The following is a 16,854-nucleotide window of genomic DNA, read 5'->3' as shown; positions in this document are numbered from 1 at the left end:
GCCCTCCCTTTGCCGGCCCCGGGGTTGCAACGACCCCTGCCGCGGCAGAGGCGGCAAGCCAGAGAAGGCAGGCGATGGCGAGGGCCATCGACCAGGTCGACAGTCGGCCAGGGGGCAGCAAGGGATGCATCCGGTTCAAACAAAGAGGAACAAGAGGGGCGAATTTATCACAATTCCTAGATTTATTGAATTTACCATATGGTAAATCAGCTTTAATCGATGCTAAAAACCCTGATTATCAAAAAATCCAGCAATTAAAAACCACCATGAGAGCAAGCGCCATGACGCCTGCTCTCATGGTGAGGACTCACCCCTGCTCAAAGGCCTGATGGTAGCGCACTTCACCACTGGGCATGGCAGCGCCGAACGAGCGGGCCATGAAGTACTCGGCCGGCACGCCGGGCAGCGTCAACCCCGGCTCGGACACGAAGCCGAAACGACCGTAGAAGCCGGGATCTCCCAGCACCACGCAGCCGGCCGCCCCCATCCCCTTGAGCTCGGCCAGACCCGCCTCCATCAGCCGTGATCCCAGCCCCTTGCCGTGCAGCTCGGGGGAGACGGAAATGGGGCCAAGACCATACCAGTGCAGGCTGCCATCGCTGATGGTCACCGGCGAGAAGCAGAGGTGGCCGACCACTCGCCCCGCCTGCTCCGCCACCAGCGACAGACTGAGTGCCCCGGCCTGGCGCAGGTCGCGCACGATCAGCTGCTCGTTGTGATCGGTATGGGGGGCCTTCAGGAATGCGGCCACGGTCACCGCTTCAATGGCGTCGTGATCGGCGCCCGTTTCGGGTCGAATGAGGATGTTCATAAGGGTTTCTCCGTTTGCTCTCTTTCAATGAATGTTCTGATCAGACTGCCTGCAGGCAGCAGATCACATAGCCATAGCTGCCCAGGTATTGGCGGTGGATGGCCACTTCTCGGCTCAGATCCTGCCAGGCTGGGCTATCCCCCAGCTCGGCGCGATGGCGCGCCAGATTGCGCTCGATGGGATCCAGATAGTTGTGCCAGGCCCTTTGCGGCAACTGGGTGTGCCACAGGCAACGATACCCCGCCTCCTGCACCGTCTTGAGCAGGCCAGCCAGGGTCTGCATGGCGGGATAATCCCGTTGCCAGAACGCCAGCGCCTCCTCTGGCGGCGTGTCCGTCAGCCACACCAGATCGCTCAGCACGATGCAGGCATCAGGGCCGGCAAGGGGCGCCCGCCAGGCTTTGAGCGCATTGGCCACACCTATGGTGTAGGCGCTCCCTTCGGCCCAGATAAGGTCGGCGGGGGCCAGCTCCAGCGGCAGCGCCGCCATGTTGGCGCACAGGGTAGTGACCTGCTCAAAGCCAGCCGCGCTGGCCGATCTGGCCACGGCGGCCAGCGCCTCCTCGTCGAGGTCAATGGCCACGATGGCGGCATCCGTCACCTGTGCCAGCGCCAGGGTGGCGGCGCCGCGCCCACAGCCCATGTCGAGGATCCGGCGAGGCGCCATGGGCAGCGCGGCAAACTGCTGCTGGGTGAAGAGGCTATCCCCCGGCCCCCAATAACTCATGCCATCCAGCAGCAGCTTGAAATCCCGGATGTAGCGCTCATGTTCATTCATGTCTTTGCTCAGCCACTGCAGGTGATAACGCTCTTTTTCACTGAATCCCTGCTTCATCACCCAGGCAAAGTAGGCCTGCGGGGCTTGATGCTGCAGTTGCCGCTGCCAGGCCTTGAACTCGTCGCCGGAGTGCGCACGCAAACCAGCGAGATCCGCCAGCAGATCCCGGGCGCGTTGCATCCGCGCCAGCTCCTCATCCAGCTCCCTGACCCGGGCTGCCAGTGTCGCCTGCTCCAGCTCCCCCGCCAGACAGGCGAGGCACTGCTTGAGGCTGAGCCCGCCGGCCTGCAGGGCCTGCACCATCCGCAGCCGCTGCAGATCTTCATCGTCGTAGTGGCGATAACCGTTGGCGCCCCTCGTTCCCGCAATTACCCCCAGCTTCTCGTAATAGAGCAGGGTGGAGCGGGCCAGGCCGCAGCGCCTGGCCAGTTCGGATATTTTCATGACAGCGACTCGCAGTGGGGTCCGTGACCCGATGAAGGGAAGCTTAAACTGTGAAGCAATAGACGGGTCAACGGCAAAATCCGGGTTCATACCATAAAAAAACGGCCACCCTGAGGTGGCCGTCATCGGCAGCAAGAGAGACTCACGGATCAGAGGCCGGCGGCCTCCAGATGCTCCACCAGCAGTTGCACGCTGCGGTTGCTGCGCCACTCGTTGACGTCGAGCCGGTAGACCAGCCGCACCCGTTTGACCGAGGCATCGGGCCAGCGCTGCAAGTCGACCCCGAAGGCGATGGCATCCACCGCGTGGCCGGAATCCGTGGTCAGCATCATCTTGAGGTGCTTCTCCCCCACCAGCCGCTGCTGCACCAGCACGAACTCGCCATCGAAGAGCGGCTCGGGGAAGGCCTGACCCCAGGGGCCGGAGGCACGAATAAGCTCCGCCAGCTCGAGGGTTAGCTCGTCCGGCAGCAGTTCGCCGTCGGTGAGCAGCACCCCGGTCAAGAGCTCAGGCGTCACCAGCTCACCGATGACCGCCTCGAAGGCGCGACCGAAGGCCTCGATATTGGCCTTGGGCAAGGTCAGCCCCGCCGCCATGGCGTGGCCGCCAAACTTGCCCATCAAGCCGGGGTGACGGGTGTCGAGCAGTTCCAGCGCATCGCGCAGGTGCACCCCGGGGATGGAGCGCCCGGAGCCCTTGAGCTCGGTCTCGCTGCTCTCGGCAAACGCGATGACCGGGCGGTAGTACTTCTCCTTCACCTTGGAGGCCACCAGCCCCACCACCCCCTGATGCCACTCATCCCGGTGCAGCACGATACCCGACGGCACCTCGCCGTCACGAAAACGGATCTGCTCCAGGGTGGCCAGCGCCTCCTGCTGCATCCCCTGCTCGATCTCCTTGCGCTCCTGGTTGAGGCTGTCCATCTCGGACGCCAGCTGGCGCGCCAGGTTGAGGTCGTCACTCAGCAGGCAGGCGACCCCGAGCGACATGTCATCGAGCCGGCCCACCGCGTTGAGACGCGGCCCCAGCGCAAAGCCGAGATCGGCGGCGCACAGGCGACGGCCGTCACGACCGGACACGTCCACCAGCGCCTGGATGCCGGGACGGCAGCGGCCGGCCCGGATCCGCTGCAGCCCCTGATGGACCAGGATGCGGTTGTTGCCATCGAGCGCCACCACGTCGGCCACGGTGCCGAGGGCCACCAGATCCAGGTAATCCGCCACGTTGGGGGCGCGCAGCCCCTGCCGCTCATACCAGCCACTCTGGCGCAGATGGGTGTTGAGGGCCGCCATCAGATAGAAGGCGACCCCGACCCCGGCCAGCGACTTGGAGGGAAAATCGCAGCCATGCTGGTTGGGGTTCACTATCGCGTCGGCGTCAGGCAGCTCCTGGCCCGGCAAATGGTGATCGGTAACCAGTACCTGCATGCCGGCCGCCTTGGCTGCCGCCACCCCGGCGATGCTGGAGATGCCGTTGTCCACCGTGATCAGGAACTCGGCGCCGCGGGCCACCGCCAGCTCGACGATCTCGGGGGTGAGGCCATACCCGAACTCGAAGCGGTTGGGCACCAGAAAATCGATGTGGCGACCCCCCATGGCGCGCAGGGCCAGCACGCACAGGGCCGAGCTGGTGGCGCCATCGCAATCGAAGTCACCGACGATGAGAATGCGCTTTTGCGCCGTCAGCGCCTCGGCCAGCAGGGGCACCGCCTGCGCCATACCGAACAGGCGCTGGGGTGGCAGCAGCTGATTGGCGCTGCGCTCCAGCAGGGCAGGGTCTTCGACCCCACGGCTGGCGAAGATTTGCCGCAGCAAGGGATGAAGGGTGGCGGGCAGATGGGAATCATCCACGCGCGGACGACGACGGATTAGCAGGGGCATCGATGTGATCCAGTATCTTGAGCAGTTGTTCAGGGCTCTGATAACCGCGCAGCAGGTCGCCATTTGGCAGGACCCAGCTCGGCAGCGCCTTGATCCCGAGCCACTGGCTCAGGCCGATATGATGGGCAAGGATCTCATTACAGCCGCTCTCAGGCAAACGATCACTGAGGTCGAGTTCACGCAGCAGCCCGGGATCGCACCAGCGCGCCTGCGCCTCGGCCAGTTCGTCAAAGGGGCCAAGCACCGGCAGCAGCTGCACGCTCACCCCCCTCGCCTGCAAGGCGGGCAACTCTGCCAGAGTGGTGCGACAGCCGCGGCAGGCGAGATCGGTAAACAGGGTTAGGCGGTGGCGCTCGGGCACGGCCTTGAGCTGCATCCGCCGCTCGCCGATCTGGGCCAGGGCCAGCTGCCGCTGTTGACGCTGGCCCAGCATGGTGAGGTTCTTCATGTCGTGGGCCAGATCCAGCATGGTGCCCAGCAGCACATGGTCGCCCCTGGCATCGGTATAGAGGGGCCCCTGCGCCGTGCCCAGCAGATAGAGGCCGGAGACCGGGGTCTCGTCCACCAGGTAGACCTGTACCCCGAGCCGCCGCTCTATGGTCTGTTTCAACAGTTGGGGATCCATCCCCGCGCTGACGGCAAAAGAGCCCAGCAGCATCATTCCCAGCAGTAAATAGTGCACTTTTTTACTCACTTGGCATGAACGAATGGACTCACAAGGTTACTCAGCAAATATGCTCGCCTCAACTGCTTAATTACTGATTGATTAATAGAAGGGTCGCAAAAAAATCCCGATCTGACAGGTTGCCAATCGGGCAAAGCCCCAGCAAGCTAACCGGGACGACAGGAAACACGACGGTCATCCTCTGTTTTCCTGATGCTTTATTATTCAAACACCAGGGCGGTCCAGGCCGCTGCTAGCCCATTTTTGGAGGGGAAAATGAGTCTGATTCAAGAGTTCAAGGCCTTTGCATCCAGAGGCAACGTCATCGACATGGCGGTCGGTATCATCATCGGGGCCGCCTTCGGCAAGATCGTCTCCTCCTTCGTCGGTGACGTGATCATGCCGCCCATCGGCCTGATCCTGGGGGGCGTGGACTTCAGCGACCTCGCCGTGACCCTGAAGGCCGCCGAGGGCAGTGCGCCGGCCGTGGTCATCGCCTACGGCAAGTTCATCCAGACCATCATCGACTTCCTGATCATCTCCTTCGCCATCTTCATGGGGCTCAAGGCCATCAACACCCTGAAGAAGAAGCAGGAAGAGGAAGCTGCGGCACCGGCCGGCCCCACCAAGGATCAGGAGCTGCTGACCGAGATCCGCGATCTGCTCAAATCCCAACAGGGAAAATAAGCGCCAGCTCCTGTCGTGTACTGGAAAAAAACCGCCTTCGGGCGGTTTTTTAGCTACATCAGCAACGGAACACTTTACACTTGGCATCACCCAGACCTTGATCTGCATCCGCCCCCATCCCACGCACATCATGCTTGAATGAATGTAAACCTACAGGAATCATCGCCATGACATCCCCGACAGTGAAGACCAGAGCGAAACATGGTTTCATTCTGCGCTATTTGCTGTTGCTCTCCCTGCCCCTGCTATTGATGACAGCCAGCAACCTCTATCTGTTTTTCATCAAACAACAGAACGTAGTACGTGAGCGCATGGAATTTTTCAGCAGCAGTACGGCCCAGCAATGGGACAACGCGCTGAGCTCGGTCGAAGAGCAACTCAATATTCTGGCGGTGGATCTCGCCAACCATGACGGCGTGCTCCCGCCGGAAATGCGGGCGCGGCACTACTCGGTGTGGCAGCAGCTCAGCCGCTCGGGCAGCCTGCTGAAGGGGCTCTACTATGTGCAGCGGGACAATACCCTGGTCAACTTCAACCACCAGCTCCCCCCTTCCCCCCAGGCAATGGCCAAGCAAGCATGGTATCTGGAGGCCATCCATACGCCGGGGATCAATATCTGGAGTACCCCCTATCTCGACACCGTCCAGCACATTCCGGTGGTGACCCTGTCGCGGGCGGTCTTGAACCACAGCGGCAAGATAGTGGCCGTGATTGGCCTGGACGTCGAGCTGTCGCGAGTCTCGGACCGGATCGGGCGCATGCTGCAGGGCGGCAAGCAGATGACTTACCAGCTCTACGATCGCAGGTATCAGCGCATCGTGGCGCACAGCAACCCGCTGCTGAACGCCACCCCGCTCGACGAGCCCTGGTTATCCCGGCTCCAGGGGAAAAATGGCGCGATCCAGAGCCAAGATGACGAACTCATCGCCTACTACACCCTGGCCAACAACCCCGGCTGGCAGGTCATCATCATCTATCCCTTCAGCAACTCCTTCGTCATCAGGGAGCTGCTGCCCAACATGATGATGGGGCTGTTGCTGTCGCTGGTCATGTTCATCCTGGTGGCCGTCATCTTCCATCAGCGGCTGGAGAACACCATCGGCATGCTGGTGCAGGTGGTGCGCCAGTTGCGGGTCACCCCGCCGGGACAGCCCCTCATCATCCCCCGCATTCCGGGCATCGAGGAGCTGGAGGACGAGATCACCCTGATTTCGGACCAGATGCAGGCGGAGAGCGAGAAGGCCCAGCGCGATGCCCTGACCGGGCTCTACAACCGCCGCTACATGGACACCCTGCTGAGCGGGCTGCACCAGCAACATACCCCCTATGTGCTGGCCATCATCGACATCGACAACTTCAAGCAGATCAACGACCGTCATGGCCACCCCGCCGGCGACAGCGTGCTCAGACGCACCGCCTCCCTGGGCAGCCAGTTGCTGGAGGGCAAGGCCACCCTCTGCCGCTTTGGCGGCGAGGAGCTGGTCGCCATCTTCGAGCAGGGGCGGCTTAAGGAGGCACAGCAGCAGATGGATCAGTGGCGCCGCGCCATGACCACGCAGAACTGGCGCGAACCGGGCTTGACCGTCACCTTCAGCGGCGGGCTGGCCGAGGCGCTGGATGCCCCGCCCGCCGAGGTGCTGGCCCGGGCGGATGCCGCCCTCTATCGCGCCAAGCAGGAGGGGAAAGATCGCCTCTGTCTGGCCTAGGCGCGCGGGTGGTGCTGGCCGTGCAGCGCCTTGAGCCGCTCGTTGGCCACGTGGGTGTAGATCTGGGTGGTGGAGAGATCCGCGTGGCCCAGCAGCATCTGCACCACCCGCAAGTCGGCGCCGTGGTTGAGCAGGTGGGTGGCGAAGGCGTGGCGCAGGGTGTGGGGAGATAGCTCCCCGCAGATGCCGGCCCGCAGGGCATAGAGCTTGATGCGGTGCCAGAAGGTCTGGCGGGTCATCATCTGGGCCCGCTTGGAGGGGAACACCACGTCCGAGCTGGTGCCCCCCAGCAGCAGGCCGCGCCCCTCCCGGTAGTAACGCTCCAGCCAGTGCACCGCCTCCTCGCCCATGGGAACCAGCCGCTCCTTGTTGCCCTTGCCCACCACCCGCACCAGCCCCTGGCGCAGGCTGACATGCTCGGCGGTGAGTCCCACCAGCTCGGAGACCCGCAGTCCGGTGGCGTAGAGCAGCTCGAGCATCGCCTTGTCGCGCAGCTCCAGCGGGTCGTCCACCAGCGGCGCTTGCAGCAGCGCCTCCACCTCGGCTTCGCTGAGATCCGATGGCAGCTTCTTGGGCAGTTTGGGCCCCTCCAGCAGCACGGTGGGATCGTCGCTGCGCAGCTTCTCGCGGTTGAGATACTGGTAGAAACGGCGCAGGGCCGACAGGAAACGGGCCGTGCTGCTGGCCGCGAACTGGTGGTCCACCCGCCAGGCGAGGTAGTGCTGGATGTCGTCCAGCCCCGCCAGCAGCAGGGAGCCCCCCTGCTCATCGAGCCAGAGGGAGAATTTTTCCAGATCGGTGCGATAGGAGCTGACCGTGTTGTCGGACAGCCCCCGTTCGAGCCAGAGGGCGTCGAGAAACGGCTCGATCAGGGGATGGGATTCAGCTTTGCTCATGGTACGCCGCGCTCAGGGAAACAGGCCCCCATTGTAACGTGTCGACCCACCCGGCCCGCAAGGCAGGCTTGTCCATGGCCCGGCAAGAAGTGAAGCGCGCCGGGCAATCTGCTAGACTGGCGCCCTCCCCCCGGGCGCCGCTGTGCCGGTCACGCCCCTTGCCTACTGCGATCAAGAGAAGAGCGATGAAGATAGGTTTGTTTTACGGCTCTACCACCTGCTACACCGAGATGGCCGCCGAGAAGATCCGCACCCTCATTGGCCCGGAGCTGGTCGATCTCCACAACATCAAGGACGTGCCCCTCATCCGCATGCAGGAGTACGACATCCTGATCCTGGGCATCTCCACCTGGGACTTCGGCGAGCTGCAGGAGGACTGGGAATCCCGCTGGGAAGACATTGCCGACCTGCATCTGGAGGGGCGCATCATCGCCCTGTTTGGCCTCGGCGATCAGCTGGGCTATGGCGAATGGTTCCAGGATGCCCTCGGCATGCTCCATGACCAGCTGGTGCCCAAGGGGGTCAAGCTGGTGGGCTACTGGCCCAACGAGGGGTACGAGTTCGACGCCTCCAAGGCGCTCATCGACGATGGTCGTCACTTCGTCGGCCTGGCCCTCGACGACGCCAATCAGTACGACCAGACCGAATCGCGCATCGAGCAGTGGGTCGACCAGATTTTGAGCGAGATCCACGAACTGCTGTGACGCCGGGTTTTCTGACAGCAGTGGCGATGGCCCCCTGCCATCGCCCGCTCCCCGTACGGCATGTCGAAAAGGCCTTGTGACAGGCCCCTTGAACAGACGTCAGCTGCGACGCTTCCCCGCCTGCCGCCCCAGGTTTCGGACCACCGGGCGCATAAATCGCACCGATTTTCTCAATCGGTATCATCGCATGACGCTATAGCGACTTTTTTATGCTGGTCTGCAACAATGGAAGCGACACCCCATAACAATCACAGCCGGGTGTCGGAAGCAAACGGACAGACCAGAAAAGGACATTCTATGACCCCATTCTCCCTGTTGGCCCCCGCCATCGCCCGCGACGTGCTCGATCACGCGCTGGCGCTGGGTGCCGACTTCGCCGAGCTGTTTGTGGAGCGCAAGCGCCGCAGCCAGCTCAGCCTGCTCTCAAGCCAGATAGAAAATATCAGCGGTGGCCTCGATTTCGGCATCGGCGTGCGCCTGTGCTACGGCCACAAGGTGCTCTACGGCTACACCAACCTGGCCGATCGCAACGAACTCTTGCGCATCGTCACCCTGCTGGCGGCCAAGGACAGGCGTGACCCCGTGGTCACCGCCACCGCCTTCGATTTCACCCGCCTGAACGATCGCAACCCGATCGCCCTGCCCCTGTCGGCCGACAAGCTGCTGGAGCAGAAGATCGCCTACCTGCACGCCATGGATGCCGCGGCCCGCGCCGAGAGTGACAAGGTGAGCCAGTTTGCCGGCAACGTGCTGGGCTGGGAGCAGGAGGTAGAGATCTTCAACAGCGAAGGGGTGCAGGTGAGCGATCGCCGCCACTACAACCGCATCATGGCCCAGACCATCGCCGCCCTTGGCAGCGAACAGAGCGTCGGTTACGAAGCCCCCGGTGCCATGATGGGCTGGGAGCACGCCGCCAGTATCGATCCCCGCGAGCTGGCCCTCACCGCCACCCGCCAGGCGCTGGTGAAGCTGGGGGCGGCTCCCTGCCCGAGCGGCAAGCTGCCGGTCATCATGGAGAGCGGCTTTGGCGGCGTCATCTTCCACGAGGCGTGCGGCCACCTGCTGGAGACCACCTCGGTGGCCAAGAAGGCCTCGGTATTCCACGACAAGATGGGCCAGCTCATCGCCAATCCGGTGGTCAACGCGGTGGACGAAGGCTTGCAGGGCAACGCCTGGGGCTCCATCAACGTCGATGACGAGGGGATGGCGACCCAGCACACCCAGCTCATCAAGGATGGCGTGCTGACCGGCTTCCTGGTGGACCGAATGGGGGCCCTTCGCACCGGCTACGCCCGTACCGGCTCCGGGCGCCGTGAATCCTACAAGTTCGCGCCGGCCTCGCGCATGCGCAACACCTACATAGAGCCGGGCAATCACAGCCTGGACGACATGCTGGCGACGGTGGAGCACGGCATCTATGCCAAGCGGATGGGGGGCGGCTCGGTGCAACCCGGCACCGGCGAGTTCAACTTCAACGTGCAGGAAGCCTACCTCATCGAACACGGCAAGATCACCCGACCCCTCAAGTCGGCCACCCTGATCGGCACCGGCCCGCAGGTGCTCAAGGAGATCTCCATGGTGGGGCGCGATCTCGCCCTCTCCGCCGGCATGTGCGGCTCGGTCTCCGGCTCCATTCCCGCCTCGGTCGGCCAGCCGCCGCTCAAGGTTGACAATATTCTGGTCGGAGGGAACGCCTGATGAGCCAGCTCGACATGAACCAACTGCTGACCCGCCTGCTGGACCAGGTCGCCGATCTTGGTGCCGAGGCGGACATCATCGCCAACCAGGACAAGGCCTTCTCTCTCAAAGCCGACAAGGGCGAGCTCAGCGAATACAAGGTCACCAGCAGCCAGCAGATCGGCATTCGGCTGATAAAAGAAGGCCGGGTCGGCATCGCCTATTCGGAGTCTCTCGACGAGTCTGCGCTGGCCGCCATGGTGCAGGATGCGCTCGACGCCAGCCGCTTCGCCAAGGTGGACCCGGATCAGACCATCGCCGTGCAGCAGAGCCGGCTCACCACCGGCTACGCCGAGATCAATCAGCCCGACACCACTCCCGTGGAGGAGAAGATTGCCCTGGCCCTGCGCCTCGAGTCGGAGATGCTGGCGCTGCCGGACGTGACCGGCGCCCCCTACAACAGCTTCTTCGAGGGGGAGAGCCGGCTGTGGCTCGCCAACAGCCAGGGCAGCCTCTGTCAGCACCAGGCGTTCAGCGTCGGCTGCTACAGCTCAGCCCTCATCGAGCGCGACGGCCGTCAGTCCATGTTCTCCCAGGGGCAGTATGAGCGCCGCTTCGATGCGCTGGACAGCCAGACCCTCATCCAGCAGATCCACGCCGTGGCCGACGGCCTGCTGGCGGGAGACGCGGTGCCGAGCGGTCACTACAGCGCCATCTTCGACACCAATGCCCTGGCCAGCCTGTTCGGCTGCTTCCAGGCCGCGCTGTCGGGCAAGTGGGCGCAGCAGGGGATCAACCCCTGGCGGGGCAAGCTGGGCCAAAGCGTGGCTTCCCGCTGGCTCACCCTGGAGAGCCGGGCCTATATGCCGGGCGGCATGCACATCAAGGCCTTCGATGGCGAGGGTGCCCCCACCCGGGATCTGCTGCTGATCGGCGAAGGGGAGCTCAAGACCCTGCTGCACAACAGCGCCACCGCCCGCCACTTCGGTGTGGCCAGCAACGGCTCGGCGGCCCGCAGTGCCCGCAGTGCGCTGGATGTCAGCCCGCGCCACCTGGTGTTCGGGCTCGGCCCCCACAGCGAGGCCGAGGCGCAAGCCGGCGAGTATCTGGAGCTGGTCAAGCTGGACGGCCTGCACTCCGGCGCCGATGCGGTGAGCGGCGACTTCTCGTTCGGCGCCTCCGGCTTCCTGTGCCGGGACGGCGTGCGGGTGGCACCGGTACGCGGCATCACGGTGGCGGGCAACTTCTACCGCCTGCTGAGTGAGCTGGAAGCAGTCGGCAACCTGCTGCACCACGACGATGGCAAGAGCTTCTATGCCCCGCTCATCCGCTTTGGCGGGCTGAGCATCGCGGGCAAGTAACTGTATATCGAGGGAAAAAACCTCCAGTTCCTCACCCAAAAGCGGCGCCATCAGGCGCCGCTTTTTTAGCTCTGGCGCTCCTCATGGGCCGCTCCTAACCTCTAAGAAGCTGTCTACGACCTGCCGCGAGAGGCCGTCAGCAAGGAACAGAGCCGCCGGTCGCATCGGCCAGCACATGCAGGAGATCACCAAGATGGACAATACCCTGGTCTGGGCCGACATTCCGACACGGGATCTGGATCGCGCCATGGCCTTCTACTCGGCCCTGCTCGACGTGCCGGTCACGCCGATACAGGAGGAGATCCGCTTCGCCATGCTGCGCCACGACGGCAACAACGCGGCGGCCTGTCTCGGTCCCATGGACAAGTACCACCAGCCGGGGCACTCGGGCCCCCTCATCTACCTCGCCCTTGGCGATCGCCTGCAGGAGGCCGAGCAGCTGGTGCCCAGCATCGGCGGACGGGTGCTGGAGCCCCTGCACAGCATCGGCAGCGGCCATGGCTCACGGGTCATCATCGAAGATACCGAGGGCAACTGGCTGGCCCTCTATGCCCCGCCGGCCGGCTGATGACGGCGGCTCCCAGAAACAACAACGGCGACCCGATGGTCGCCGTTGTGCATTAGTGGGTCTCCCGGGTCATCAGACCTGCGGGTTAAGACGAGTCGGCATGCCGGTACGCTGTTCCAGCACCTGCTTGACCACGTTGGAGTCGCTCTCCGCGTGGGCGATGAAGCGGGTGGTGGCCGGAGTCATAGGCAGCGGCACGGAGGCGGTGGAGTTGAACTCCTCCTCGGTGCGCGACAGCGGCTCGTGCACTTCCATGTAACGGCCGCCATCCGGCTCGACCGTGGTCTTGACCGGCTGGTTGACGAACTGGACGCGAGTGCCGACCGGCACGTTGTCGAACAGGTACTTGATGTCGTCGGCGCGCAGACGCACGCAACCGCTGCTCACCCGCAGACCGATGCCGAAGGTGGCGTTGGTACCGTGAATGGCGTACAGGTTGCCGATGTAGAGCGCGTGCAGCCCCATGGGGTTGTCCGGGCCGGCCGGCCAGACCGCAGGCAGGGTCTTGCCCTGGGCTGCGTAGCGGCGACGGATGTTCTCGGTCGGGGTCCAGGTCGGGTTGGCACGCTTGCGCTCAACCTTGGTGATCCAGTTCTCCGGGGTGTTGACCCCCAGCTGGCCGATGCCGATGGGCAGCACCTGCACCACCTTCTTGCCTTTCGGGTAGTAGTAGAGGCGCATCTCGGCCACGTTGATGACGATCCCTTCGCGGGGAGCGTTGGGCAGGATCAGCTGATGGGGAATGATCAGCTTGCTGCCAGCCTTGGGCAGGTAGGGGTCGACGCCCGGGTTGGCTTCCATGATGTTGGTCAGACCCAGCTGGAAGTCAGAGGCGATCTGCTCCAGCGGACGGTTGTCCGCGGGCACCACGTATTCCTGGTTCTCGCCGATCAGGCGGCTGTTGGCGGCGGGCAGCTGGTATTCAACGGCGGCAGCATGCTGGCCGGCCAGTGCCAGCGTACATAAAAGAGCCGAAGCGGCAATGCGAAGGGGATTCATAAAATTCCTGTGTGGTTTCCTGTACCAAGTTGGCCGAAGGCCGTGTCATCCTCGGTTGCGCCGGGGCGCAAAGGTGGCGTCCGCGGTCGATTACCGAGCGCGCATTCTTTCCTGAGTCGGCCAAAATTTCAACGTCGAAAACGCTCTTTTTTGCATGAAAAAGCGCATCCGGCGCCACCGGCACAGCCTGCTGTCATGATGGCCACGCTAGCAGCCCCAAACTGAGCAGAAGCTGAACAAAAAGGGAGGCCGCCTGGCCTCCCCTTCATCACGCTATCAAGGTCGTCCGCCGAGCAGACCCGCCACGCTCGTGGCGATGGCGGCGCGGCCATCGAGCGCCGCCATCTCCTCGGCCAGCAGCCGCGCCCGGGCGCGGTAGCGCGGCTCACTCACCACCTTGCGCACCGCTGTGGCCACGGCCTCTGCCGTCGGCTCGTTGCTGTGCAGATTGATGCCGGCCCCGCTCCAGGCCACCCGGGTCGCCACCTCCGCCTTGTCCTCTCCGGTGCCCGCCACCACCAGCGGCACCCCGTGGGCCAGCGCGGACTGCACCGAGCCGTAGCCGCCGTTGGTCACCAGGGCGGCGGCGCGGGGCAGCGCCAGCTCGAACGGCACGTGGTCGGTGACGATGGCATTGGCCGGGATGGCATCGCCCAGCAGCGCCGGATCCCGCCCGCCGGTGGTCAGCAGCAGTTGCAGCTCGTCGCCGGCCAGCCCCTGCATGGCCGGCAGCAGCAACTGCCCCAGATCCACGTTGGCCAGGGTGCCCTGGCTGACGATGACCAGCGGTCGCTCATCGAGCCTCTCCCACCAGGGCGGCGGCGTCAGCTCAAGCCGGGGTGGCAGCAGCGGGCCGACATAACGGATCACCCCCTCGAGTTCTGGCCGCTCATATTCAAAGCCGGCGCAGGAGAGCTGCAAGAAGGCATCGGGCGCCGTCACCATCACGTCGGTGAAGGGGGCCGTCAGCGGCGGCGCACCCGCCTCGGCCAGGGCGGCATCGAAGCGCTGTTGCACCTCTCTTTGCAGTTGCCGGGTCGGCTCATCGAGCCAGGGCAGCTCGCCAAGGGAGCGGCGCAGCTCGGGGGGAATGCGTGGGCCGTAGAAGATGGCGTCCGGACTCGAGTAAGAGACAGGGTTCACCCCCAGCATCAGGATCGGCACCGGCCGGCCATGGGGCTGCTGCAACAAGGGCAGCACGCCGTAGAAGCCGTTCTCCACCAGCAGCAGATCCACCCCCTCCGCCGCGATCAGCGCCCGCAGCTGCCTGTCGTGCTGCGCCATGGGGGCGGCGAAGAAACGCTTGAGCGCCAGCGCCATCTGGGCGGTACCGCTCAGGCTGGCCCGCTCGGGAAAGTGCCGCTCCAGCGCCCGGTAGTCAAAGTCCACCTCGGGGGCGAAGGGCACAAATTCAGCGCCGCTCTGCCGGATCCCTTTTTCGAACAGGGCACCACACAGCATCAGCACCCTGTGCCCCTCCCCCACCAGCAGGCGGGCCACCGCCAGCATAGGATTGACGTGGCCCGGGGTCGCGGTGGCCGCCAGCAAAATGGTCGCCATCACGCCGCCCCTTGCGGCGCCAGCGCCGGGTTGAGACAGACCGGGCTGGCCTGGATGTGGACCCGCTGGATGTGGCGAGCGGAGCGGGCGGTGAACCCCTCGCGGCCGTGCAGCAGACCGAGGTTGTCGGCGATCAGCACATCTCCCCCTTGCCACTGGTGGGCATAGAAGTAGCGCGGGTCGTAGAGCCGCTCGTGCAGATCCTGCAGGAAGGCGGCCTGCTCGGCCGGTGCCACCCCTTCGATGTCGAGGGCATGCTGGTTGAGAAAACGCACTCCCTCGCGCGGCGGCTCGTTGTAGCGCAGCACCGTCTCGCCGCTCACCGGGTGGGGCACCAGTAGTGGCGAGCTCACCTGGCCGCCGTAGTGCACCACCTGCTTGATGCGATAGGTGATGTGCACCCGCTCCCAGCGGGCCAGCCGCTCACCGTCCAACTCGGTGAGCAGCTGGCGGGTATTGATGAAGGTGGTACGCCCCCCTTCGTCCGCCGCCGGGGCGTGCACGCAGTGAAACAGCTGGAACTCGGGCAGGGTCGGCTTGTACATGCCGTCCCAGTGCAGCGGCACATAGCTGGAGTCGAAGATGTGGTCGGTGGCGTTCTCGTGCTCCTTCACGTCCAGCACGGCGCCGAAGGGCCACATCATGATCTCGCCCCACCCCTCGCCGTAGCGGGTCAGCCGCTCGGGATCGGTGAAGCCCGACTCGAACCCGCGCAGGATCAGCACGCCGTGGCGGCGGGCCAGCTCGCGCAGCGCCTCGATAGCCAGGCTCTGCACCGGTTGGGCGTTGCGGGCCGGTTCAATCAACAGGCCGAACGGGGCCTGTGGCAGGATGCGGCAGCGCTCGCCGCCGAGGGTAACGATGGATGCAGTCATGGGAAACTCCTCAGGCAGCGGCCTGCTTGCCGTTGATCAGGTAGTGGCTCGGACGGCCGTGGATGTGGACCAGCTCATGCTCCATCGCCAGCACGTCGCGCCGCTTCATCAGCACGAACTGGCCATCCAGGTTGGCCGCCACCCCGTGCCAGGGGGTGAGCCAGTCATCCCGGGTCGGCAGCATGTGGATGCCCATCTTCAGGCTGTGGCTCGCCTGGGGGTGGATGGAGAGGCGGATCGCCTCGGGGAAGCGCTCCGCCAGCAGGTTGCCCCAGGCGCGGCTGCGCTGGATCACCGCATGGGTGCGCCCCTTGGCATCCCGCTGCAGCGCCGTGTTGGAGAGCGGGGTGTCCGGCAGCTGGCTGTCTTCATAGAGGAAGCGGGTCATGGCGCGATAGAGGCGAATGCCCTCCTCGGTGCTTCTCACCTCCTGGGCAATCAGCTCCAGCGGCTCGGCGTAGCGCTCCACCAACTGTTCGCGCAGGGTGTCGAAGTCGCGGCTGGCGCAAAACTCGGCCATGCCCGCCACCATCCCCAGGTGGAAGACCCCGAGATGGGTCGCCCCCAGCTCCAGGATCAGTTGCTCGATATGGGCCTGATAGGCATCGATGGCCGGATCGGGCACCCGGATGAGGTCACCGAACACGTGGCCGTCCGAGCAGATGAGGATCCGCATGCCGGGCGCATAGTGCAGCTGGATGCGCTGGCAGAGGTGGTTGAGAAAACTGAGGGAGAGCCGCTCCGCCATGTCCGGCAGAGAGCCCAGCACCTTGTTAGGATTGGGCGACTTGGTGGGAAAGGCGGGCAACACGCAGAGGATGGTCTCGCCCCGCTCGATGAAGTCTTGCAGACGGGGGATCTGGATGGCGGCCACCTCTGCCTCCTCCTGCTGCCGATCCAGGATGGGATCGGGGAAACGGCGGCGATAAGGCAACAGCTCGGCAAATATATTCTGGGCAATTTGATGGGAAGATAAACCACTCATTATTCCGGCTCCTTTGGCAGGATTAAAATCAATAAAGATGACTCTTTATCAATGCGTCCAGTCTCTGTTGTTATTATTTGTGTATCCGTTTGCTACCCAAACGAATCGAGAGGGGACAGTAGCCGAGATAAAGTCAGGCTATCAATTCGCCATTGATGTAAACAGCTTCAACCCTGCGCTAATAATCTTTACCGCATAAGCAATTCACATTTATCTATATGAATAAAAACAAAATAATGAATATTTAAACGATTACCAA

General features: G+C 64.1%; 15 protein-coding genes. 6 read left to right on the top strand and 9 right to left on the bottom strand.

The features are described from left to right. Positions 1–307: 307 nt before the first annotated feature. The 4 genes from ACB033_RS01065 to ACB033_RS01050 form a co-directional block, all read right to left on the bottom strand. The gene (locus ACB033_RS01065) at positions 308–811 is read right to left on the bottom strand and encodes a GNAT family N-acetyltransferase (protein WP_139725021.1); all 504 of its coding nucleotides are present in this window, start codon (positions 809–811) and stop codon (positions 308–310) included. Positions 812–851: 40 nt separating this feature from the next. Next, on the bottom strand, positions 852–2,033 hold the full coding sequence (locus ACB033_RS01060; RefSeq protein ID WP_371140285.1) for a MerR family transcriptional regulator: 1,182 nt from the start codon (positions 2,031–2,033) through the stop codon (positions 852–854). Positions 2,034–2,182: 149 nt separating this feature from the next. After that, positions 2,183–3,913 carry a single-stranded-DNA-specific exonuclease RecJ gene (gene recJ / locus ACB033_RS01055; RefSeq protein ID WP_371140284.1) on the bottom strand — a complete coding sequence of 577 codons (1,731 nt, stop codon included), beginning with the start codon at positions 3,911–3,913 and terminating at the stop codon, positions 2,183–2,185. Then, complete coding sequence (locus tag ACB033_RS01050; RefSeq protein ID WP_336288837.1) at positions 3,876–4,595, bottom strand: disulfide isomerase DsbC N-terminal domain-containing protein; 720 nt, start codon at positions 4,593–4,595, stop codon at positions 3,876–3,878. The genes recJ and ACB033_RS01050 overlap by 38 nt, the downstream gene beginning before the upstream one ends. A gap of 258 nt (positions 4,596–4,853) precedes the next feature. On the opposite strand from ACB033_RS01050, the gene mscL reads away from it, so the two are divergent. After that, the gene (mscL, locus tag ACB033_RS01045; RefSeq protein WP_005298202.1) at positions 4,854–5,264 is read left to right on the top strand and encodes a large-conductance mechanosensitive channel protein MscL; all 411 of its coding nucleotides are present in this window, start codon (positions 4,854–4,856) and stop codon (positions 5,262–5,264) included. A gap of 167 nt (positions 5,265–5,431) precedes the next feature. After that, positions 5,432–6,970, top strand: coding sequence for a sensor domain-containing diguanylate cyclase (locus tag ACB033_RS01040; RefSeq protein WP_162519847.1), 1,539 nt, complete (start codon positions 5,432–5,434; stop codon positions 6,968–6,970). Here the strand turns inward: ACB033_RS01040 and xerD are convergent. After that, positions 6,967–7,866, bottom strand: coding sequence for a site-specific tyrosine recombinase XerD (gene xerD, locus ACB033_RS01035; RefSeq protein ID WP_139725018.1), 900 nt, complete (start codon positions 7,864–7,866; stop codon positions 6,967–6,969). The genes ACB033_RS01040 and xerD overlap by 4 nt on opposite strands. A 185-nt stretch (positions 7,867–8,051) precedes the next feature. Here xerD and fldB point away from each other — a divergent pair, with 185 nt between their 5' ends. The 4 genes from fldB (at position 8,052) to ACB033_RS01015 (ending at position 12,176) form a co-directional block, all read left to right on the top strand. After that, a complete protein-coding gene (gene fldB / locus ACB033_RS01030) occupies positions 8,052–8,570 on the top strand; it encodes a flavodoxin FldB (protein ID WP_005298196.1) in 519 nt (172 codons plus the stop codon). Between the two features lie 297 nt (positions 8,571–8,867). Beyond that, complete coding sequence (locus ACB033_RS01025; protein WP_139725017.1) at positions 8,868–10,268, top strand: TldD/PmbA family protein; 1,401 nt, start codon at positions 8,868–8,870, stop codon at positions 10,266–10,268. Then, entirely contained in the window at positions 10,268–11,608 is a 1,341-nt protein-coding gene (locus tag ACB033_RS01020; protein ID WP_139725016.1) for a TldD/PmbA family protein, read from the top strand. Before ACB033_RS01025 ends, ACB033_RS01020 begins: the two co-directional genes overlap by 1 nt. Positions 11,609–11,783: 175 nt before the next feature. Continuing rightward, a complete protein-coding gene (locus ACB033_RS01015) occupies positions 11,784–12,176 on the top strand; it encodes a VOC family protein (protein WP_043170234.1) in 393 nt (130 codons plus the stop codon). 72 nt (positions 12,177–12,248) lie between these two features. On the opposite strand, the gene ACB033_RS01010 is transcribed toward ACB033_RS01015, so the two are convergent. The 4 genes from ACB033_RS01010 to ACB033_RS00995 all read right to left on the bottom strand — a co-directional run bounded on the left by ACB033_RS01010 (position 12,249) and on the right by ACB033_RS00995 (position 16,595). Next, entirely contained in the window at positions 12,249–13,175 is a 927-nt protein-coding gene (locus tag ACB033_RS01010; RefSeq protein WP_139725015.1) for a L,D-transpeptidase family protein, read from the bottom strand. Between the two features lie 276 nt (positions 13,176–13,451). Next, positions 13,452–14,735 (bottom strand): nucleotide disphospho-sugar-binding domain-containing protein, encoded by a 1,284-nt coding sequence (locus tag ACB033_RS01005; RefSeq protein WP_139725014.1) that lies wholly within the window; start codon positions 14,733–14,735, stop codon positions 13,452–13,454. After that, positions 14,735–15,610, bottom strand: a complete 876-nt coding sequence (locus ACB033_RS01000) for a TauD/TfdA family dioxygenase (RefSeq protein ID WP_139725013.1) — start codon at positions 15,608–15,610, stop codon at positions 14,735–14,737. Before ACB033_RS01000 ends, ACB033_RS01005 begins: the two co-directional genes overlap by 1 nt. A gap of 10 nt (positions 15,611–15,620) precedes the next feature. Continuing rightward, complete coding sequence (locus ACB033_RS00995; protein WP_017788430.1) at positions 15,621–16,595, bottom strand: L-tyrosine/L-tryptophan isonitrile synthase family protein; 975 nt, start codon at positions 16,593–16,595, stop codon at positions 15,621–15,623. Between the last annotated feature and the right edge of the window lie 259 nt (positions 16,596–16,854).

Source organism: Aeromonas sp. S15(2024), from assembly GCF_041402265.1.
Lineage (GTDB): Bacteria > Pseudomonadota > Gammaproteobacteria > Enterobacterales > Aeromonadaceae > Aeromonas > Aeromonas dhakensis.
The sequence above is the reverse complement of the archived record's forward strand: the minus strand, read 5'-3'. Positions and strand labels throughout refer to the sequence as shown.